The sequence below is a fragment of the Anaerotignum propionicum DSM 1682 genome (assembly GCF_001561955.1).
Lineage (GTDB): Bacteria > Bacillota > Clostridia > Lachnospirales > Anaerotignaceae > Chakrabartyella > Chakrabartyella propionicum.
Window position 1 is genome coordinate 1,252,141 of record NZ_CP014223.1, and the last position, 19,254, is coordinate 1,271,394.

Annotated in this window: 17 protein-coding genes; all 17 read left to right on the forward strand. The window is 37.5% G+C overall.

Features of this window, described 5'->3' with window-relative positions; translation table 11 throughout:
* The first annotated feature begins 262 nt into the window (after positions 1-262).
* Positions 263-2,737, forward strand: a complete 2,475-nt coding sequence (locus CPRO_RS05945) for an FAD-dependent oxidoreductase (protein ID WP_066049045.1) — start codon at positions 263-265, stop codon at positions 2,735-2,737.
* Positions 2,738-3,218: 481 nt separating this feature from the next.
* The gene (locus tag CPRO_RS05950; protein ID WP_066049048.1) at positions 3,219-4,343 is read left to right on the forward strand and encodes a radical SAM protein; all 1,125 of its coding nucleotides are present in this window, start codon (positions 3,219-3,221) and stop codon (positions 4,341-4,343) included.
* 259 nt (positions 4,344-4,602) lie between these two features.
* A complete protein-coding gene (locus CPRO_RS05955; RefSeq protein WP_066049051.1) occupies positions 4,603-5,466 on the forward strand; it encodes a response regulator in 864 nt (287 codons plus the stop codon).
* Positions 5,459-5,920, forward strand: a complete 462-nt coding sequence (locus CPRO_RS05960) for a chemotaxis protein CheX (protein WP_066049054.1) — start codon at positions 5,459-5,461, stop codon at positions 5,918-5,920. Before CPRO_RS05955 ends, CPRO_RS05960 begins: the two co-directional genes overlap by 8 nt.
* A 369-nt stretch (positions 5,921-6,289) precedes the next feature.
* Entirely contained in the window at positions 6,290-6,478 is a 189-nt protein-coding gene (locus CPRO_RS05965; RefSeq protein ID WP_066049057.1) for a ferredoxin, read from the forward strand.
* Between the two features lie 12 nt (positions 6,479-6,490).
* Complete coding sequence (locus CPRO_RS05970) at positions 6,491-6,832, forward strand: cupin domain-containing protein (RefSeq protein ID WP_066049060.1); 342 nt, start codon at positions 6,491-6,493, stop codon at positions 6,830-6,832.
* A gap of 56 nt (positions 6,833-6,888) precedes the next feature.
* The gene (gene hcp / locus CPRO_RS05975) at positions 6,889-8,733 is read left to right on the forward strand and encodes a hydroxylamine reductase (RefSeq protein ID WP_066049063.1); all 1,845 of its coding nucleotides are present in this window, start codon (positions 6,889-6,891) and stop codon (positions 8,731-8,733) included.
* A gap of 65 nt (positions 8,734-8,798) precedes the next feature.
* On the forward strand, positions 8,799-9,404 hold the full coding sequence (locus CPRO_RS05980) for a hypothetical protein (protein ID WP_066053759.1): 606 nt from the start codon (positions 8,799-8,801) through the stop codon (positions 9,402-9,404).
* On the forward strand, positions 9,405-9,962 hold the full coding sequence (locus CPRO_RS05985) for a hemerythrin domain-containing protein (RefSeq protein ID WP_066049066.1): 558 nt from the start codon (positions 9,405-9,407) through the stop codon (positions 9,960-9,962). It abuts the gene before it with no gap.
* 161 nt (positions 9,963-10,123) lie between these two features.
* The gene (locus CPRO_RS05990; protein ID WP_066049069.1) at positions 10,124-10,789 is read left to right on the forward strand and encodes a Crp/Fnr family transcriptional regulator; all 666 of its coding nucleotides are present in this window, start codon (positions 10,124-10,126) and stop codon (positions 10,787-10,789) included.
* A 178-nt stretch (positions 10,790-10,967) separates the two neighbouring features.
* Complete coding sequence (locus tag CPRO_RS05995) at positions 10,968-11,684, forward strand: FprA family A-type flavoprotein (protein WP_066049072.1); 717 nt, start codon at positions 10,968-10,970, stop codon at positions 11,682-11,684.
* Between the two features lie 591 nt (positions 11,685-12,275).
* A complete protein-coding gene (locus CPRO_RS06000) occupies positions 12,276-13,712 on the forward strand; it encodes an alanine/glycine:cation symporter family protein (protein WP_236782394.1) in 1,437 nt (478 codons plus the stop codon).
* A gap of 21 nt (positions 13,713-13,733) precedes the next feature.
* Positions 13,734-14,666: a diacylglycerol/lipid kinase family protein gene (locus CPRO_RS06005; RefSeq protein WP_066049075.1), complete on the forward strand. Its 933-nt coding sequence runs from the start codon at positions 13,734-13,736 to the stop codon at positions 14,664-14,666.
* Positions 14,659-17,073, forward strand: coding sequence for an ATP-binding protein (locus CPRO_RS06010; protein ID WP_066049078.1), 2,415 nt, complete (start codon positions 14,659-14,661; stop codon positions 17,071-17,073). Before CPRO_RS06005 ends, CPRO_RS06010 begins: the two co-directional genes overlap by 8 nt.
* Positions 17,045-17,968 carry a diguanylate cyclase domain-containing protein gene (locus CPRO_RS06015; RefSeq protein WP_066049081.1) on the forward strand — a complete coding sequence of 308 codons (924 nt, stop codon included), beginning with the start codon at positions 17,045-17,047 and terminating at the stop codon, positions 17,966-17,968. Before CPRO_RS06010 ends, CPRO_RS06015 begins: the two co-directional genes overlap by 29 nt.
* Positions 17,969-18,209: 241 nt before the next feature.
* Complete coding sequence (locus CPRO_RS06020; protein WP_066049084.1) at positions 18,210-18,611, forward strand: pyridoxamine 5'-phosphate oxidase family protein; 402 nt, start codon at positions 18,210-18,212, stop codon at positions 18,609-18,611.
* A gap of 204 nt (positions 18,612-18,815) precedes the next feature.
* Positions 18,816-19,163, forward strand: coding sequence for a four-helix bundle copper-binding protein (locus tag CPRO_RS06025; protein ID WP_066049087.1), 348 nt, complete (start codon positions 18,816-18,818; stop codon positions 19,161-19,163).
* Positions 19,164-19,254: the final 91 nt, after the last annotated feature.

Here is a 19,254-nt window from a genome sequence, read left to right on the forward strand (position 1 = left end):
AAATAAACCTGCGTTTTTGTAAAGCACTGGAGAATTATTTAAAAAAATATATATGATTATCAAACAAACTTTAGCAAAACCCCAAAAATCGTGAAAACTCAATTTTCTTTAAAAAAGTATTTTGCAATTTTATAAAAGTGGATTATGTTATTTGTACAGGATACATCTTTGTGACAAGGTTACAGAAAAATCTTTCGATAAAGATTATAATGAGTTCAAAGATTAGTTAGAAAATAACAACGTTATTAAGGGGGATATAGATATGGCTAAAAAAACTCTTATCGTAGGCGGCGTGGCCGGAGGTGCTACCACAGCAACAAGACTTCGCAGAAGAGATGATTCCATGGAGATTGTTATCTTCGAGCGTGGCGATTATATTTCCTATGCAAACTGCGGATTGCCTTATTATATTGGTGGTGTAATCGAGTCTAGGGATGCTTTGCTGGTAACAAAGCCCGAGGTAATGCGAGATAGATTTCATATTGATGTACGGGTATCCAGTGAGGTAACAAAAATCATTCCTGAAGAGAAAAAGATTGAAGTAACCAATAAAAAAACCGGAGAGGTGTATGAAGAAACCTATGACAATTTGGTTTTGGCAACAGGGTCTTCGCCAATTAAACCTCCGATTCCCGGAATCAATGCAGATAATATTTTTACTTTATGGACAGTGCCGGATACTGACCGAATTAAAGCATACCTTACAGAGAAAAAACCTAGAAGTGCAGCAGTCATCGGTGGTGGGTTTATCGGCTTAGAGATGGCGGAAAACCTTCATGCAGAAGGCTTAGAGGTTTCTGTGATTGAAATGCAAAGTCAAGTTATGGCTCCTGTTGACCCTGAGATGGCAAACCTGGTTCATGAAAATATGATAATGAATGGCTTGAACTTGATCTTGGGAGATGGGGTAAAGGAATTCCATCATAAGGGAAATACAATTCAAATTGAGCTAACCAGTGGAAACATGGTAGAGACTGATATGGTTATTTTATCTATCGGCGTTCGTCCTAATAATGAGCTGGCAAAACAGGCTGGTCTTGCTTTGAATCAAAAAGGCGGAGTTCTGGTGGACGATTACTTGCAGACCTCTATTCCTGACATTTATGCCGTGGGCGACGTGATTGAGGTTACCCACTATGTAACAAAAGATAAAACCATGATTCCTTTGGCAGGTCCTGCGAACAAACAGGCGAGAATTTTGGCGGACAACATCGTAGGAGATAAGAAAAAATATAACGGAACACTGGGAACTGCTGTGGCTAAGGTATTTGATTTGGATGTTGCTAGCGTAGGTCTCAATGAAAAGCAATTAAAGGCTATGGGCAAGGTGAAAAATCAGGATTATTTCGTGGCTTTGATTAATCAGAAATCCCATGCAGGGTATTATCCCGGGGCAACACCCTTAACCCTAAAAATGCTTTTTGATGGAGAAGGAAAAATCCTTGGCGGCCAGATTGTAGGGCAAGATGGTGTAGATAAACGTATCGATACCCTTGCCACAACTATGCGGCTGGATGGAACCATATATCAATTGGAGGAATTGGAACTTGCATATGCACCGCCCTTCTCCTCTGCAAAGGATCCTGTGAATATGCTGGGGTATGTAGCAGAAAATATTTTGCGGGGACAGGTGAAATTCATTGACTGGAGTGAATTAGATACTCTTTTGGCGGACGAAAGCAAAAAGAACTCTTATACTGTATTAGATGTTACAGAAGAAATGGAGCGAATGGTATTTGCAGTTCCTAATTCTATTCACATCCCTTCAGGACAGATTCATGACAGATGGAATGAATTGGACAAAAATAAAATGATAATTTTATACTGTACCATTGGTGTTCGTTCCTATAATGCGGCTAGGGTCTTAATTCAAAAAGGCTTTAAAGATGTTTCGGTTTTATCATGTGGAACCAGCTTCTATAAATCAATGCACTATGAAAAAAGCAAAGTTCAGTTAAAGGCGGCGGAAAAAAAAACAGTAGAACCAATGCCGACTTCTGATAAAGAGATGAAGGTGCTCAATTGCTGTGGTTTACAGTGCCCCGGACCTATTATGAAGGTGCATGAAACAATCTCCGGCATGAATGAGAATGAAATGCTAAAGGTTTCCGCTACAGATATGGGCTTCGCCGCAGATATTGATTCTTGGTGTCGTAGAACAGGAAATACACTGGTAAAAACAGAAAGACAAAACAAAGAGAATATTGTTTATATCAAAAAGGGAACGGAAAATATGTCCCAAAAGGAAAATCAGATTATTGAAACCCCTCAGGGAAAAACTATTATCGTTTTCAGTGGTGATTTAGATAAGGTGCTTGCTTCCTTTATTATTGCCAATGGCGCAGCTTCTATGGGTAGACCTGTAACCATGTTCTTTACCTTCTGGGGATTGAATGCCCTGAGAAAGTCTAATGGGCCTTCTGTAAAGAAGCCTTTCATGGATAGAATGTTTGGGGCTATGATGCCCAAGGGAAGTAAGAAACTGAAGCTTTCTAAGATGAATATGGCAGGCATGGGAACAGCTATGATGAAAAAGGTTATGAACGATAAAAATGTGGATTCACTTGAAACCTTGATGCAGCATGGGCTGAAAAATGGAATTCGTTTGGTTGCCTGCACCATGTCTATGGATATTATGGGAATCACAAAAGATGAGCTCATTGATGGAGTGGAATTTGCAGGGGTAGCATCCTATCTTGGAGATGCGGAAGAGTCAAATGTAAATTTGTTCATCTAAAACGAGATGTGAAAATAAAGCGAGACGACGACTATCTGTTTGATGAGAAGCAGATAGTCGTTTTTACATTGTATAAAATTTAATAAGAAGCGTGTAAATATGGTACAGTGCGTACATTTCGCATTTATTTTAAGAGCAAAGAGAAAATGAATACGATTACCTTGAAAAATCAGAATGAAAACTATTTTATTCCCGACTTTATTTCATTGAAATTTTAGAATACAGAAAAAACAAGAAAAAATACTTAAGACGACTATTCCCTTGGATAACCGTGTGCTATAATTGATTCAATCTAAAGAAAATATCAAGGGATTCGTTGCATGTTTTTTTGCACTGTATTATTGGAGAAGTAGTGGCTTCTGAAGCGACATGAAAGAAGAGTCTTGTGTTTAAAGGGTAAATATGTAGCATAACACAGATGGAAACCTGCATAGATAATAATTTAAGCTTTGCGGGATTTATTAAAGGAGAATAAAAAGATATGAAAATTTCCAAAAAAGATGCTTTATTGTGGTTTGAATTTTTCTCTGCTTTGCCAGAAGAGGAGGAGTATTTAACAAAACAGCAAGAAATTATTTATGCTGTTTTTGCACAAATTGAAGCAGCAGTTGATGATAGAAATGAAAAGCTTATGGAAGAAATAAAAAATTTGAAAACATTAAATCATCGAACTTTGTATGTAGGAAATGACAGCAAATTTCCCAAGGGATGCTGTTCTTGCTTGCTTGGTACTGGGCTGAGTGCCATCAGAAAAACCAACAAATGTAATGTGGAATGCAAGTTCTGCTACAACTATGGAGAGCTTGACGACATAGCGCCCATTGGAGAAGGTCTTTGGGATATTGGCGGCACAAAATATTATGAAAAGGATATTGATTTACTGCTGTCTATTCAAGAAAAGCCAACAGGTATTTCCTACGTTTATTTAGAACCATTTATGGAAATCGAAAAATATTATTCTATTGTTAAAAAATTCCGAAATGCCGGAATTCATCAGCATTTGTATACAAATGGTATTTTGGCAACAGAAGAAACCTTGAAGGCATTGGGAGAAGCAGGCCTTGATGAAATACGCTTTAATTTAGGCGCATCCAACTGTTCCGATAAAGTAATTGAAAATATTGGAATTGCAAAGAAATATATCAAGCGTGTTGGCATAGAAACACCTATGACACCTGAGCTTTTTGACGCTTTTTTCAAGAAAAAACAAGCAATCTTGGATACAAAATTAGATTTTATCAATTGTGCCGAATTGCATTTAAACGGAAACAACATAGATAATTATGCTGGTGAAAATATGTATATATCCCGTCATGGTTATATTTCTCCCATCTGGAGCAGGGAGTTGACCCTAAAATTCATGAAGATTGCTGATGATGAAAATTGGGATTTGGCCGTACATGATTGCTCTAATCACACGAAGTTTATTCGAGGAATGAATCTACGGGGCAAAGAAGGCGGTTGGTTCGGCTCTAATAACTATGCTTGTGAATTCACAAGAATACCTTGTGAAGTGTTTCTACCTATTTTACGGGATGATCAGTTTCAATTTTTAATAGAAGAAGAGCTGCCCAAGGGATATAAGCCGGGAGAAATGATGTTTTAATTAGAATAATTGGAATTGTTTGGGGAAAGCTTCTGTCTTTCAGATGATTTATAAATTTCTGATGGTTTACAATAAATTTCTATAAATTACTATTAAGCACTATGCGCACGAAAAAGAATAGGCTATAATAGAAATAATACAAAAAAAGGTAAACTTGTAAAAAAGAAAGGAGAGAGGGTTTAAAAACTAGAGAACAATCAGTTTTGTGGGTTGAGGAAAACGTTTACTGATTTTTAAGTGGGATAAGGGTAGGTGCATAATGAAAGATATAAAAATAGTTATAGTTGACGATTCTCTTTTTTCGGTGGCAATGATAAGCAATATCCTTCAGGAGAAAGGTTTTGAGGTCATCGGAAGTGCAAATTCTATGAAAGAGGCAGTTGAAGTAGTTTCTGCTTTAAAGCCTGATCTTGTAACAATGGATATGACAATGCCCGATGCAGACGGCCTTGAGTGCACAAAAGCCCTTCGAAAAATTGATCCGGATTTAAAGGTAGTGGTAATCAGCTCCATGATGGACGAAGAAATTCTGCGAAAAGCAAAGAAAGAAAAGGTATCCGGTTACGTTCAAAAACCTGTTGATGGGGACGAGCTTTCTTTATTGATTCGCCGTATTATGGCTGATGAGGAATTGTTTGCAGAACTGGAACAGTTATATTTTACTGCATTTAAAGAAGCCTTGACAGATACCTTTAATAAATTTTTCAAGGCTGTTCCAACTTATAATGAGGCAAGAACCTGTAATGATGAATACACATCGAGAGGGGTTTCAGTGGTTATGGGGGTAATCGGCAAGTACTCCGGCAGAATGATTTTGGATATGTCTTTTGATTCTGCAAGAAAGGCTGCCTCCAGTGTGCTTAAAAAAGAAGAGTTATCAGAAGAGTATGTAATTAATGTGTTGGGAGAAATGGCCAACATTATAGCAGGAAATGCATGCTCTATGTTAAATAAAAACAATGAAATTTTTGGATTGCGCGTTGCTCCGCCTACCGTAGTACATGGTGAATCCATTACCATTTCTAAATTAAAATTAGATACTGTCACTTCAGTAGAAGCAGATTCCCTTTTTGGCGAAATTTATATGAGTGTAGGTTTTAATAGGAGCGAATGTAATGAATGAAGAGATTGTAAATGCATTTAAAGATGCTGTATTTAATGTAGTCCCAATGTTAGGGATTAGTGATGTAAAATTTATTGGTGAAGAAAATCATAAAAAACAAATTGCATCCAGTGGTGTTATTAGCATTATAGGCATTATTGGAGATTTAACTGGGAATGTGTTTTTATCTATGGAAGAGGAATGTGCTAAAAAAATTGCTTCTTATATGATGTTTGGCATGGAGGTAGTGGCATTTGATGAGCTTGCCCAAAGTGCTATTTCCGAATTAAGTAATATGCTTGCGGCAAATGCAAGTATTTCCCTTTCCGAAACAGGGAAAAAAACAGACATTTCTACACCAACATTGATGACAGGGGAGTTTACGGTAATTTCAAGTTTGCCGGATGTAATAAGCTTAAGTATGTTAATAGAGGATATGCCTTTTAATATTTATTTGTCTATTAAAGAAAAGTAGTCTAAATTTACATAATAACATTGGTTCTCTGTACAAACATTAATAGCCGCCAAGACCTTGCATGGTTTGGGCGGCCTTTTTGTTCCATTTTGTTGAGCATGGACTTATAAGCTCAGTTTTTTGTGTAGAGATATCTTGTCTGTTTTTATTTAGGAGTTACCCATTATGTAAGGATTCATTATGCAAATGAGTAGAAGCCTTTTTACCAGGAAATGTTCCGACAAGTTTGGATTTATTTTATTCCTTATTTTTCAAATTATTTTAATTTCGTTGTTAAAACAACATAAATGTTGTTTGCGCCATGATATACTAAGTTCAACAAATGAAGCAAAAAATATAAAAAGTGATTTCCAGAGAGGAGAGTTTCTTATGAAGTATTTTGTAAATGACAGTTGTATTGGGTGTGGATTGTGTGCAATGGCTTGTCCCGAGGTTTTTGAAATGAATGATGCAGGCTTAGCAATTGCTTCTAAAAGTGAAGTTCCCGCAGAAGTAATGGAGGCCGCAGCTCAGGCACAGGGTGGTTGCCCTGTGGGTGCCATTGAAAATGCAGACTAAGGAGGCGATTGCATGAGCTACATTAAAAATATGGAACATGAAAAAGTCTTAATGTTAGCCAATGAAGTTACTGTTCAGAAGGGTCAAGTCGTAAGTAAAACATTAGCCCAAAATCCTCATGTCAGCGTTACCCTTTTTGCTTTTGATAAAGGCGAAGAAATCAGCTCCCATGATTCCAGTGGTGATGCAATGGTTTTTATTCTGGAGGGGACAGGACAGTTCACAGTGGATGGGACTGAATATGTTTTGAACCCAGGTGAATCCCTGATCATGCCTGCAAAGAAGCCACATGCTGTCTTTGCAAAAGAAGCATTCAAGATGTTGCTTACCGTTGTTTTCCCATCCGCAGTTTGATGGGAATGCAACTTAGAAAATACAAAAATAAATAATAAAATTTTGGAGGAATAACCATGGAAAATAAAATGTTTTGTTATCAATGTCAAGAAACAGCAGGTTGCACAGGATGTACCCAAGTAGGCGTATGTGGTAAAAAGCCTGATGTTGCAGCTATGCAGGATTTGTTGATTTATGTTACCAAGGGCTTGTCTGCTGTTACAACTGCATTACGTGCTGAAGGAGCAGAGGTTTCCAAGGCAATCAATCACTTAATTACTTTGAATCTTTTTACAACAATCACAAACGCCAATTTTGATAAAGAAGCTATCACAGCCCGCATTCGTGCCACTTTGGACACAAAAAAGGAATTGCTTGCCCAAGTAAAAAACAAAGAAGCATTGCCCGAAGCGGCAATCTGGGAAGGTGATGAGGCTGAATTTGATGCCAAAGCCGCAGTAGTAGGCGTACTTTCTACAGAAAATGAAGATGTTCGTTCTTTGCGAGAACTGATTACCTATGGTTTAAAAGGTCTTTCCGCCTACTCAAAGCATGCAAATGTTTTGCTTCAAGAGGATGGCGAAGTAGATGCATTTTTACAGCGTGCGCTTTCTGCTACTTTGGATGACAGCCTTTCCGCTGACGAGTTGGTGGCACTGACATTGGAAACCGGTAAGTACGGCGTTTCCGGTATGGCTTTGTTGGATAAAGCAAATACTGAAGCTTATGGTAATCCTGAAATTACAAAAGTAAATATTGGTGTTGGAACTCGCCCAGGCATTTTGGTTTCCGGGCACGACTTATTGGATTTGGAAATGTTGTTGAAGCAAACACAAGGAACCGGCGTTGATGTGTATACCCACTCTGAAATGTTACCTGCACACTACTATCCTGCTTTCAAAAAGTATCCTAATTTTGTGGGCAACTACGGAAATGCATGGTGGAAACAGAAAGAAGAATTTGAATCCTTCAATGGTCCTATTCTTATGACAACAAACTGTATTGTACCTCCGAAGGATAGCTATATAGATCGCCTGTATACAACGGGAGCGGCAGGTTACCCAGGTTGCAAGCATATTTCTGGCGCAATTGGGGAGGAAAAAGATTTCTCTGCAATTATCGAACATGCAAAACAGTGTGCATCTCCTGTAGAAATTGAAACGGGAGAAATCATCGGCGGCTTTGCCCACAATCAAGTATTAGCACTTGCTGACCAAGTGGTTGGGGCTGTGAAATCAGGTGCAATTAAGAAGTTTGTTGTTATGGCAGGTTGTGATGGTCGTGCAAAAAGCCGTAATTATTATACTGATTTCGCTAAGGCTTTACCAAAAGATGCAGTGATCCTCACCGCAGGTTGCGCAAAATATAAATATAATAAATTGGATTTGGGTGATATCGGTGGTATCCCAAGGGTATTGGATGCGGGACAGTGTAACGATTCTTACTCCTTGGCAGTCATTGCTCTAAAACTGAAAGAAGTATTCGGACTTGATGACATCAACGATTTGCCTATCGTATATAACATTGCTTGGTATGAGCAAAAAGCAGTTATTGTACTTCTGGCTTTGTTACACTTAGGTGTAAAGAATATTCATTTAGGGCCAACACTTCCTGCTTTCCTTAGCCCAAATGTAGCAAAGGTACTGGTGGAGAATTTTGGAATTGCAGGTATTGGTACAGTTGAGGATGACTTAAAGTTGTTCTTCGGTGATGAAGTTGCAAGCCCCGCTGTTACAGGTGACATGATTATGGGAGATATTTTACGCAAATATCCTGAAACCGCCTCTGCATTGATGGAGTGTGGCATGCATTGTCTGGGTTGTCCTTCTTCTCAGATGGAGTCTTTGGCAGATGCATGTATGGTTCATGGATTAAATGTTGAAGATGTATTAAAATCTGTTAATGATAAAATAAACGGGTAATACTAAGATTGTGGTCATGGGACACTTGTTGTTCCATGACCAAATTTTCAGAAAGGGATGAAAAAATGAGTGCTTTTTTAGGACCAATTCATTACTGGCTATATCGTAAAATTCAGTTGCAGGAGAGCTTAACACAAGCCCTGACTTCGGTTCTTTCTGAGGAAGAACGTATTACCTTGGAAAAAAGTTTAGATGCAGAATGCGGTGTTGTGGAACGCAGACCTTTGGAAGAGGTAATTGATAACGGTAATATCCATGGTTGGCTGCAAGGCCAGATTGCCATTGCAGAAAAACGTTTTGCTTTCGCTGTTACAACAATTCTGAAAAAAGATTCGATCCAAGTGGAGAATCTCAAACAAGTGGCTTACCAAATGGGGCAGGGAAATCCTTTGCCGGACACTGAAGATGCCCAAAGTATCTATCGGGCATTGAATGATGTTTTGCTGGAGGGAATGCCTTGCGACCATGTGAATCAAGTCTTAGAGCAAAGTGAACAGCGTGTTATCTGGAACCAAACGGTGGATTTGCATTTGCCTTTTTGGGATGAGGTAGGGGGAAATATTGAAAACTACTATTTATTACGTAATGCTTTTATTTCTGGAAGTCTCTCAGGCAAGCCCTTCAACTTTCAGCAAGTAGGCAAGGAATTTCTTATTCAGGAGGTGTCATGAATGGACTCAATTGAATTAATGGTGATGGAACACGAAAATATTCTTTCTCTTGTATCGGTAATTCGCAATGCATGCTGTGGTGTGTTAGAGGGTGCTCCTGTGGAAGTGAATGATTTTCGAGATATGATTACCTTTGCACGAACTTATGCAGACAAACATCATCACGGAAAAGAGGAACAAATTTTATTCCGTGAGATGATGGAACGGTTGGGGCCTGCTGCTGTTAAGCTGATTCAACATGGCATGTATGTTGAGCATGATATGGGACGTTTTCATTTGGGTGAGCTTGAAAGTGCATTAGCCCGCTATGAAGTTGACAAAAAAACATTTGACAAGCTGGAAATTTTGGTAAATGCTGCTGCTTGGGCGGACTTATTACAGCGCCATATCGATAAAGAGAATAATGTTGTTTATACCTTTGCCCGCCGTAGTCTAGCTGAGGATGTTTTGCAGAGCATAAACAGTGAAGTGGAGCAATTTGAAGGACAGGCGGTAAAAGATAGTGTTCAGGAAACTGCTTTGAGCCTGCTGAAAAAGCTTACGGATAAATATTGTTAAGGATGAAAAGCAACGTGGTGTAATTGGTTAGGCGCGAGTGGGAAAAGGAATAAACCCTTTTATAGAAAAGGCTTTGATTTATACTCTTTCGAAGATAGAATTTTGTGTGCTATTTCAGTCGCATCATAAGAAATATTTTAGTAGGAAGTGGGGGTGGGAAAATGGATACTTTATTTTTATCAAATACAAATTTATTTCGGGGTACCACCCCGGAGGAAATCGCATCCATGCTGGATTGCCTTATGGCGGAAGAAAAAAGCTTTAAAAAAGATGAAGTGATTTACCGTACAGGTGATGTTATTCATAAAATTGGCATGGTAATAACGGGAAGTGTTTCAATTGAGAATGACGATATTTGGGGAAATAAAAGCATTTTAGATAAGATTGGTTCAGGTCAGGTTTTTGCCGAAACCTATGCCTGCGCTCCTGGTGAACCCCTGATGGTAAGTGTAGTGGCGGCAGAAAATACGGTGGTCTTGTTTCTGGATGTAACGAAGACCTTGCAGCCATGTTCTTCTGCCTGTGGGCATCATGGGAAGTTGATTCGCAACTTACTGACAATCTCTTCCCAGAAAAACTTAATTCTTTCCCGCCGTATTTTTCATACTTCTGCAAAGTCCATTCGTGGTCGGCTGCTTTCTTATCTATCTTACCAAGCCACACGGGAGGGAAATCGTGAATTTGATATCCCTTTTAACCGACAGCAACTTGCCGATTATTTGAGTGTAGACCGCAGCGCCCTTTCCAATGAGCTGAGTAAAATGCAACAAGAAGGATTGATTACGGTGCATAAAAATCATTTTTGTATCATGTCTGATCTGGATTGATATTTTGTTTCGTTTCGGATATTTACAGAAAACAGCCTGTTTCTCTTGTGTGAAACAAGAATGAAAAGCGGTGAGAACAGACTTTCTGGTTCTCACCGCTTTTCAATTTTCTAAAAATTTAAAAACGAAAGTTATTATAAAACAGTGAGTTTGTTTAAAATAAAGGAGGAAAAAAATTATGTATTATCCAATTTCAGAAAAAATTTCAGTTCTCGGAAAGGTTATACAAAAACCAAATTTAAGTTTTTCCTTTTTAGCATATCTTTTGCAAGGAGAAAAGAATGTGTTAATTGATACTGTCCCTGAAAAGGCGGGGGAGGTGTTTTTAACTGAATTAAAAGCACTGATTCCCATTAGCCAGTTGGATGCTATCATTTTGAATCATTCTGAAGAAGACCATAGTGGTGCCCTAGGTTTATTGCTGGCTGAAAAAGAGGATATTTCCATTTACTGTACAGAGGCATGTAAACAGCGCCTAATTTCCCGTTACCCAAATGGGCAATTCATAGCGGTAGAGCATTTATCCACGCTGAAAATAGGAACATTCCAATTTCGTTTTACCCATACTCCGGGACTGCACTGGGATGACAATATGGTTACTTATTTTGAAAATGAGAAAATTTTATTCTCAAATGATTTGTTTGGGCAGTATTTAGGTTGTCAGCCACCCCTTGACAAAGACTATTCCGTAGAGGATGTTTTGCAGGGAGCAAAATCATATTTTGATAAGGTGTTTGCGCCAGCTACCATTGAGGAAAAGCAGGTAGTTTTGAAAATAAGAGATTTGGATTTAAAATGTGTTGCACCTGGGCATGGTGTAATTTTAAAAGAAAAGTTAGAGGATGTTTTAGCACTTTATGAAAAGGAATGCGCTGGGACGTCTGAGATCAGATAATAAGTCATAAGCAGTGAGATATGGATTTTAAATTGGTGTCAAAGTAACTGTCAATTTTTCTTACCATAAAAGTGCTCACCTAATTTCAAATCGTTTGTTAAACAGTTGATTCGTTTTTAGACTTAACAAACAATGAATATAAATATGCATTGTAAAACCTCCTATGAGATATTTGTTGGGGTCTGGAAAAGACACAATAAAACATAGGAGGTTTTTGTGAGCAGAAATTTTTTGACATCTTGAATAAATCTCTTATTCGTTTATATGGATTTCAGGTTTTCCAAAGAGCGGCGAAAATTTCTCGTATTGAATAATTAAAAAAAATACACTATAATTAAATTAGAAAAAAATAGAAGTAATTACATTTTTATTAAAAATAATTTTAAAATGGAAGTGTTTTTATTTAATTTTACTATAATTTGGGAAAATAGAGAAACTAATGGGCTTGCAAATTTTTTAGTATATGTATTATATAATTGAAACAACCATTGGAACTTAGTTAAAACCAATTGCTTTTTTACCATTGAGCAATGGCAATGGCGAATGAAGAGAACACAATTTCATTTCCTCAAAATGGATGGAGGATTTCATGTGATTAAGTGGGGCATCTACTGGCAAGAAACGTTTTCGAATTTTATGGAAATCAATCAAGTACTGAACCAACTGGTATGGGGAGTTCCCATGATTATCATTTTAATGGGAACAGGAATCTACTTTAGCTTCGGCTTAAAATTTTTTCAACTCAGATGGTTCAGTTATCTAAATTGGCGTCAGGCGAAAAAACATTACAAAGAAATGAAATATGAAAAGGAAGGTAATTCTATTTCAGAAATTCAAGCTTTGTTGACTGCATTGGCCGCAACGATTGGAACGGGCAACATTATTGGTGTGGCAACCGCCATACAAGCAGGAGGACGGGGCGCTGTCTTTTGGATGTGGATTTCGGCTTTTTTGGGGATGATTATTAAGTATGCTGAAAATGTACTTGGTATTTACTATCGGTATCGCAATAGTAAAGGCGAATGGATGGGTGGACCCATGGTTTATATTGAGCGGGGGATGAAACTGAAATCTCTTGCTACAATTTTTGCATGCTGTTGTTTTGTGGCAACTTTTGGGATAGGAAATATAGCGCAAATTAATGGCATTTCTACTTCTTTGGAGTCCACCTTTGGGATTGATCCCATGCTGACAGGAACTTGTGTGGCTATATTCACCGGAATTATTGTATTCGGCGGGTTAAAGCGAATTGTTTCCTTCTCAAGAAAATTGGTGCCTTTTATGGCCGGATTTTATAGTATTAGTGCTTTAATAATAATTTTTTTCCATGTAGACAAAATTCCCGGTGTATTTATGGATATTTTTCAAGAGGCCTTTAGCCTTGGCTCTGTAGGGGGCGGGATAACGGGCTATATAGTCTCTAAATCCATCCGCTACGGAATGGCTCGAGGAATTTTTTCAAATGAGGCTGGCCTTGGAACCTCCGTTATGATTCACACCCTTTCCGAGCAAAAGGAACCTGTTATTCAAGGCATTTGGGGAGGATTTGAAGTTTTTATTGACACTATGATTATTTGTACTTTAACGGCACTGGCTATTTTGACCACAGATGCAGACAAGGTTATTGGTTTAACGGGTGTTAACATTACCTTCTATGCTTTTCATACTGTTCTGGGCAGAGGCGGCGCCGCGATTGTGACCATTGCTGTTGTATTGTTTGCCTTTACCACACTGATTGGATGGTCAATATATGGTATGCGAGCGGGGGAATACTTTGGCGGTTCCAGATATACCCTTATGTTTAAAATTTTGTTTGTTGTGCTTATTTTTATTGGTGCCAATACAGATGCACAGTTTGTATGGGCCTTGGCAGATACTTGTAATGGCTTAATGGCTGTACCCAATGCCATTGCAATTCTAGCTCTTTCAGGAAAGGTATTTAAAATTACAGATAATTTTCTACAACGAAAAAAAGGAAATTCCGTTTTACCTATGCGAAGCTATTTAGAAGAGTCAATAAAAAAATAAGTACATAAAGGGAGGATTCCCATGAAACATATTTTTATCATCAATCAGGAATGTAAAGCGATTATGAGCGGAAATGAAATTCGTAGTTTTTTGATGAACAAAGAAAATTTCGAATATCTTGTGTTTAATCGTAATTATGTTGGTCATGAAGCGGAATTGGTTTCTAAAATGTGTCGTCTATTTCAAGAGGAAAATATCCGATTTTATTCTTGTGGCGATGCCACTACCTTGTTTCATGTTTTGCGAGGCATAGACTCTTTTCAAAATAGGGAAATTGCATTTTTTCATAATGGAGGAAGGTCGGATTTTTTAGAGAATTTTAAAGAGAGACATCTTTTTATGGATTTAGATTGTTTAATAGAGGGGCAGGCAGCCTTTTTAGATTATGTGCAGTTACAGGATGCCATTTGCTGTAACTCCCTTTCTGTGGGAGCAGATGTCCGTATGCAGTCAATTGTTGATAGGATCAAAAAAACCATGTCCATTAACGACAATTTTGCTTATCGTCTTGCTTTGTTTTTAGATACCTTGGTAGGTTTTAAGCCGGAAGAATTACATATAACCATTGACGGGAAAAATTATAATGGCAACTATCTTTTGGTGCATATTGCAAATGGTAGGCGTTATAATTCCATATTTTATCCTGCCAAAGAACATACACCCATGGATGGGGAATTGGACATACTCCTTTGGAAAGAATCTACAACCATGCGCTGGTTGGAAGGGTATACCTCTTATCGGATGGGGAATTTGGCAAACCTTTCAGATGTATTGATTCAACTGAAAGGGAAGAATTTTAGAATCGCTTCTTCTGATGGTAAAAAATTAATCTTTCAGTGTGATGGCGTTGAACATTATTGTGAAGAAATGTCAGGAAATCTGCAACAGGGGGGAATACCTTTTGTGTTACCCAAAGGGGTCGGGGTAATTGGCAAGGAGGACGTAGATGGATAAATTGATTGACAGCAAAAATATTACGAAAGTTGCCTTTCGCTTTTATACATACTTTTGCCTATATCTGGCATTGAGATTCAAGCAGATGAATCTCAGCGTTTATACGGCCACTTTTTTAATTGTTATGGTTTTGGTTGTCGGTGTACTTACCACCTCAAACTTGCTTTCAATGCGTCTGCAAGGCTGGATTATAACTTGCTCCTTACTGGGAACACAGTTGATATTTTCTTTCTCCGAGCCCATGCCTTACCTGAGCTATGTTTTGCTTTTGGTAACTGCATGTATGATTTCATTATTTCAATATCTAAAATATAACTATTTTATTCTATTATGTACGGTCTTATTTTCTGTGTATTCTCTGCGGCAAGGGGCACAAGAGAAAATATTGATTATTACAGCAGCTTCTCTCATAGCCCATATTTTACTTATTTTGGTGATTTCTTGGAACCAGCGGTTTCAAAAGCTGGCGTTTGACAGCATGCAGACCAGTGAAGATTTACTGAAAATTGTTGAAATAAAAATGGAAGAAACGTCCGAGGCGAAAAAGCAAGCAGAGGTATCTGCCCAGGCAAAGGCAGATTTTTTAGCGAATGTTTCCCATGAAATACGAACGCCAATGAATGCAATCTGCGGTATGAGTGAAATTCTGCTATCTCGTGATTTGGATGGTGCCTCAAGAGAATATGTGGAAATTATTAAAAGTGCGTCTAATAATCTTTTGGGCATTATTAATGATATTTTGGATTTTTCAAAAATCGAATCAGGAAAAATTGAAATTGTAACATCTGAATATGTTCTCTTAGAAGCTGTACAGGATGTTTTAAATATTGTGCAATATAAACTGGAAACAAAAGAAGTTTCTTTAAATTTGGAGATGAAAAAAGATATCCCAAAGGTGCTATTAGGGGATTCTATGCGGTTGCGGCAAATTTTAACGAATTTATTGAACAATGCAGTAAAATTTACCGATCACGGCGAAATTAAATTGGTGCTTGACTGGACTTTCACTGGGAAGAAGGAGGGTGTTCTTTTGGTGGAAGTTATAGATACCGGAATCGGTATTAGGGAGGAAGATGTTCAAAAATTATTTCATAGTTTCACCCAAGTGAACTCCAAACGAAATAGAGAATTAGAAGGAACAGGTCTTGGACTGGCTATTTGTAAGAATTTAATCAATGCCATGGAAGGCAATGTTGGGGTAACAAGTGTTTATGGGGAAGGGAGTAATTTTTATTTTAGTATTCCCCAAGGCATTGGAGAAGAGCAATTTGAAACGAAAAGAGGCAGAAAAACGACAGGGCTTTCGGAAACATTTTTTTATGCTCCAAATGCAAGCATTTTGGTGGTGGATGACAATGTTGTAAACCTAAAGGTAATTTCGGCTCTTTTGGAAGGTTATCACATTGCGTGTAAAACGGCCACCAGCGGTCAACAGGCACTGACGCTATTAGAAGATGGAATTTTGTTTGATATTATTTTTATGGATCATATGATGCCGGGCATGGATGGCATAGAGACAACAACTTTCATTCGTTCCTCCGAAAAAGACTATCATTGCACACCGGTGGTAGCATTAACGGCAAATACTGTGAATGATGCGAAAAAAATGTTTTTAGAAAATGGAATGGATGATTATTTAACAAAACCAATTGATCCCCATAGGCTGCAATCAGTCCTTGAGCGCTGGCTGCCAATGGAGAAAATTGAGTTTATTGAAGCATCCAAGGGGGCAGAGGCTGACCCATCGCCATCTCAGAGCTTAAAGAAATATTTTAGCAATATAGAGCATTATGAATGGATGAAGGGGTTGGTCAATTGCCGTGGTGACGAAAAAATATATATTAGTATAGTGCAGGCTTTTGCAAGGGAAACTTCTCTTTCGGCAATTGAATATGCCTACGCCAACAAAGATATTTCACGTTATGTAATAGAAGTACATGGCGTAAAAAGTGCGGCAGAAAGCATCGGTGCAACTGCACTATCAAACTTAGCGGGGAAATTGGAGATGGCGGGAAAACAAAATGATAGGTTGTATGTGGAAAATCATCACGCTATGTTTTTAACCCAGTATAAAACCTTAATATTCCAGTTACAACAGGCAGTAGAGTTGTATAAACAGTCCTCCTTGTTACAAAAGAAAAAGGAGGTAACAACAGAAAAAGCGAAAACGATGATTACTTCTTTTCTAGAAGTTTGCGAAAATATGTCAATTAATGATGCAGATATTTTGGCACAAGAATGGAATGCCTGTCACTACTCTCAGGAAAAAGTAATGGAGCTGGTTGAGGAGGCCATTACTTACATTGCTGATTTTGAATTTGAAGAAGCCATAGAGCGATTAAAGTTAGCATATGCCCAAATAGAAAGAGAGGAAAATAATGGAGAAGAAGAAAATTTTGGTTGTTGATGATGTTGTTACAAACTTAAAATATGTTGCCAAAACTTTAGAACAATCTTATGATGTTGTCTGTACAAAATCGGGGAAAAAAGCAATTGAGTATTTGCAAGAAAAAACGGTGGATTTAATTCTCTTGGATATTATGATGCCGGAGATGGATGGATTTGAGGTATTAGACATCCTAAAAGATAATCCAAAAACTGCTGCTATTCCTATTATTTTGCTTACAGCTGAGCAAGATAAGGAACTGGAGTTAAAAGGGCTTTCTGTTGGCGCTCAGGATTTTATTTCTAAACCCTTTGTTCCCGAAATAATGATGGCTCGAATAGAGCGCATTTTAGAACTTTTTACTTTAAGAAAGTATTTGGAGCTGGAGCTAAAATCAAAAGAAGAACAGGTGAGATATATGGAGAATATCTCCAGTACTGACGAGCTGACGGGGCTTTGGAAACGAGGATATTTACGTCAACAAGTCAATTTCTACCTTGAAAGGGAGAAAGGAGGATGTCTGTTCATTCTTGATATCGATAATTTCAAGCAAATCAATGATTCTTTCGGACATATTGCCGGGGATACTGTATTAATCAATTTTGCTAAAAAGTTACAGGAATGCCTATGTAGTGATGAGAAAGCGGCCAGGCTTGGAGGGGATGAGTTTGTTATATTTAAAGAGGGCACCCATTCCTACGAGAAGATTCATCACAGAGCAACTGCGATTATGCAACAGCTCCGTAAGGATGAAACAGAAATTAATCCTGACGGAAGGTTTTCTGTTTCCATGGGAATTGCGTTTGCAAGAGAAAATGAGGTGAATTTTGAGATGCTTTATAGTTGTGCGGATAAGGCACTTTATTATATTAAACAGAATGGTAAAAACTCCTATCATATTTTTGATATCTTCTAAAATGAATTTAAAATATAAATATCTATTGAGAAGTGCCGAAAAAAATAAATAAAAAAGATTAATAGTGAGAAAATAAGGTTTGATATGAAAAATCTCCTTTACTATGTTTTCAAAACCTGAAGTTTTATCTATATAAATAATTTCTGAAAAATAACATTCCAATTTATGGTGAAAATAATGTGTATAACTATTCACAAATCGTTAAAAATAGAGTAAAAGATATCATAATTTGGAGGTAGCTATGAAAGAGACTATTGATTTTTTAAACAAAAATAAGTTCGGTAATCTGGCAACTTGTGACGGAAACAAACCTGATACTCGCCCTTTTGAAGTGGCTCATATAACAGATCAGGGACTTTTATTCTATGTGTCATCTGATACAGATTTGAGCAAACAATTAAAGGCAAATCCCCAAATTTGCTTTTGCGCAACCAATGATAAATATGACTATGTAAAAGTTACAGGTGAAATTACCTTTAGCAACAACCAAGAAGATAAAGAGAATGTGCTTAAAAATAGTCATTTTGCAAAAAAAGTATTTGATACCATTGGCTTGGACAAAATGGAAGTGTTTAAGCTGAATCATGGTGAGTCCATGTTGCATCATCATATGAATGATAATGTGACGAAAGAAAGCTTTTAACGAATTAGCAGAAATGCTTTAATATAATAATAGGAAATCTAAAAAACATCTATTCTTTCAGTAGTTTTAAACGGATAGATGTTTTTTTGTTATTCCGATTAATGATTAATATTTAGTCAAAAGCATTAGGAATTCTTTAAAATTATGAATAGAATTGCCTTAATTTCAAATGATAAAAAAGAAAAACAATTAGGAGGTTTTAGAATGGGAATGGTTACGAAAGCAACAGATAAATTTCAGCTTTGCATTGATGCCTGTGTGAAATGTACTCAGGCTTGCTATGAATGCTTTGACGCATGTTTAAAAGAGACAGATGTAACCAAAAGGAAGAAATGCCTTTTTATTTTGATGGAATGCGCTAAGATGTGTGAAACATCAGTTGCTTTGATGTCAATGAATGGACATCAGGCATATGAATATTGTGAGTTATGCGGAAAAATTTGTGCAAAGTGTGCTCAGGAGTGTGGCGTTATGGAAGATGAGCATTGCAAAAAATGTGCAGCAATTTGCAAAGATTGTGCGGACGAATGTATTAAGGTATCGTCAACTTAATGCTTGCAATTGACAACTCCCTATGATGTGGGGGAAGTTCTGAAACAACCAATGTATAATAACAATAAAAAATAACTATTTTAGGCGCAGA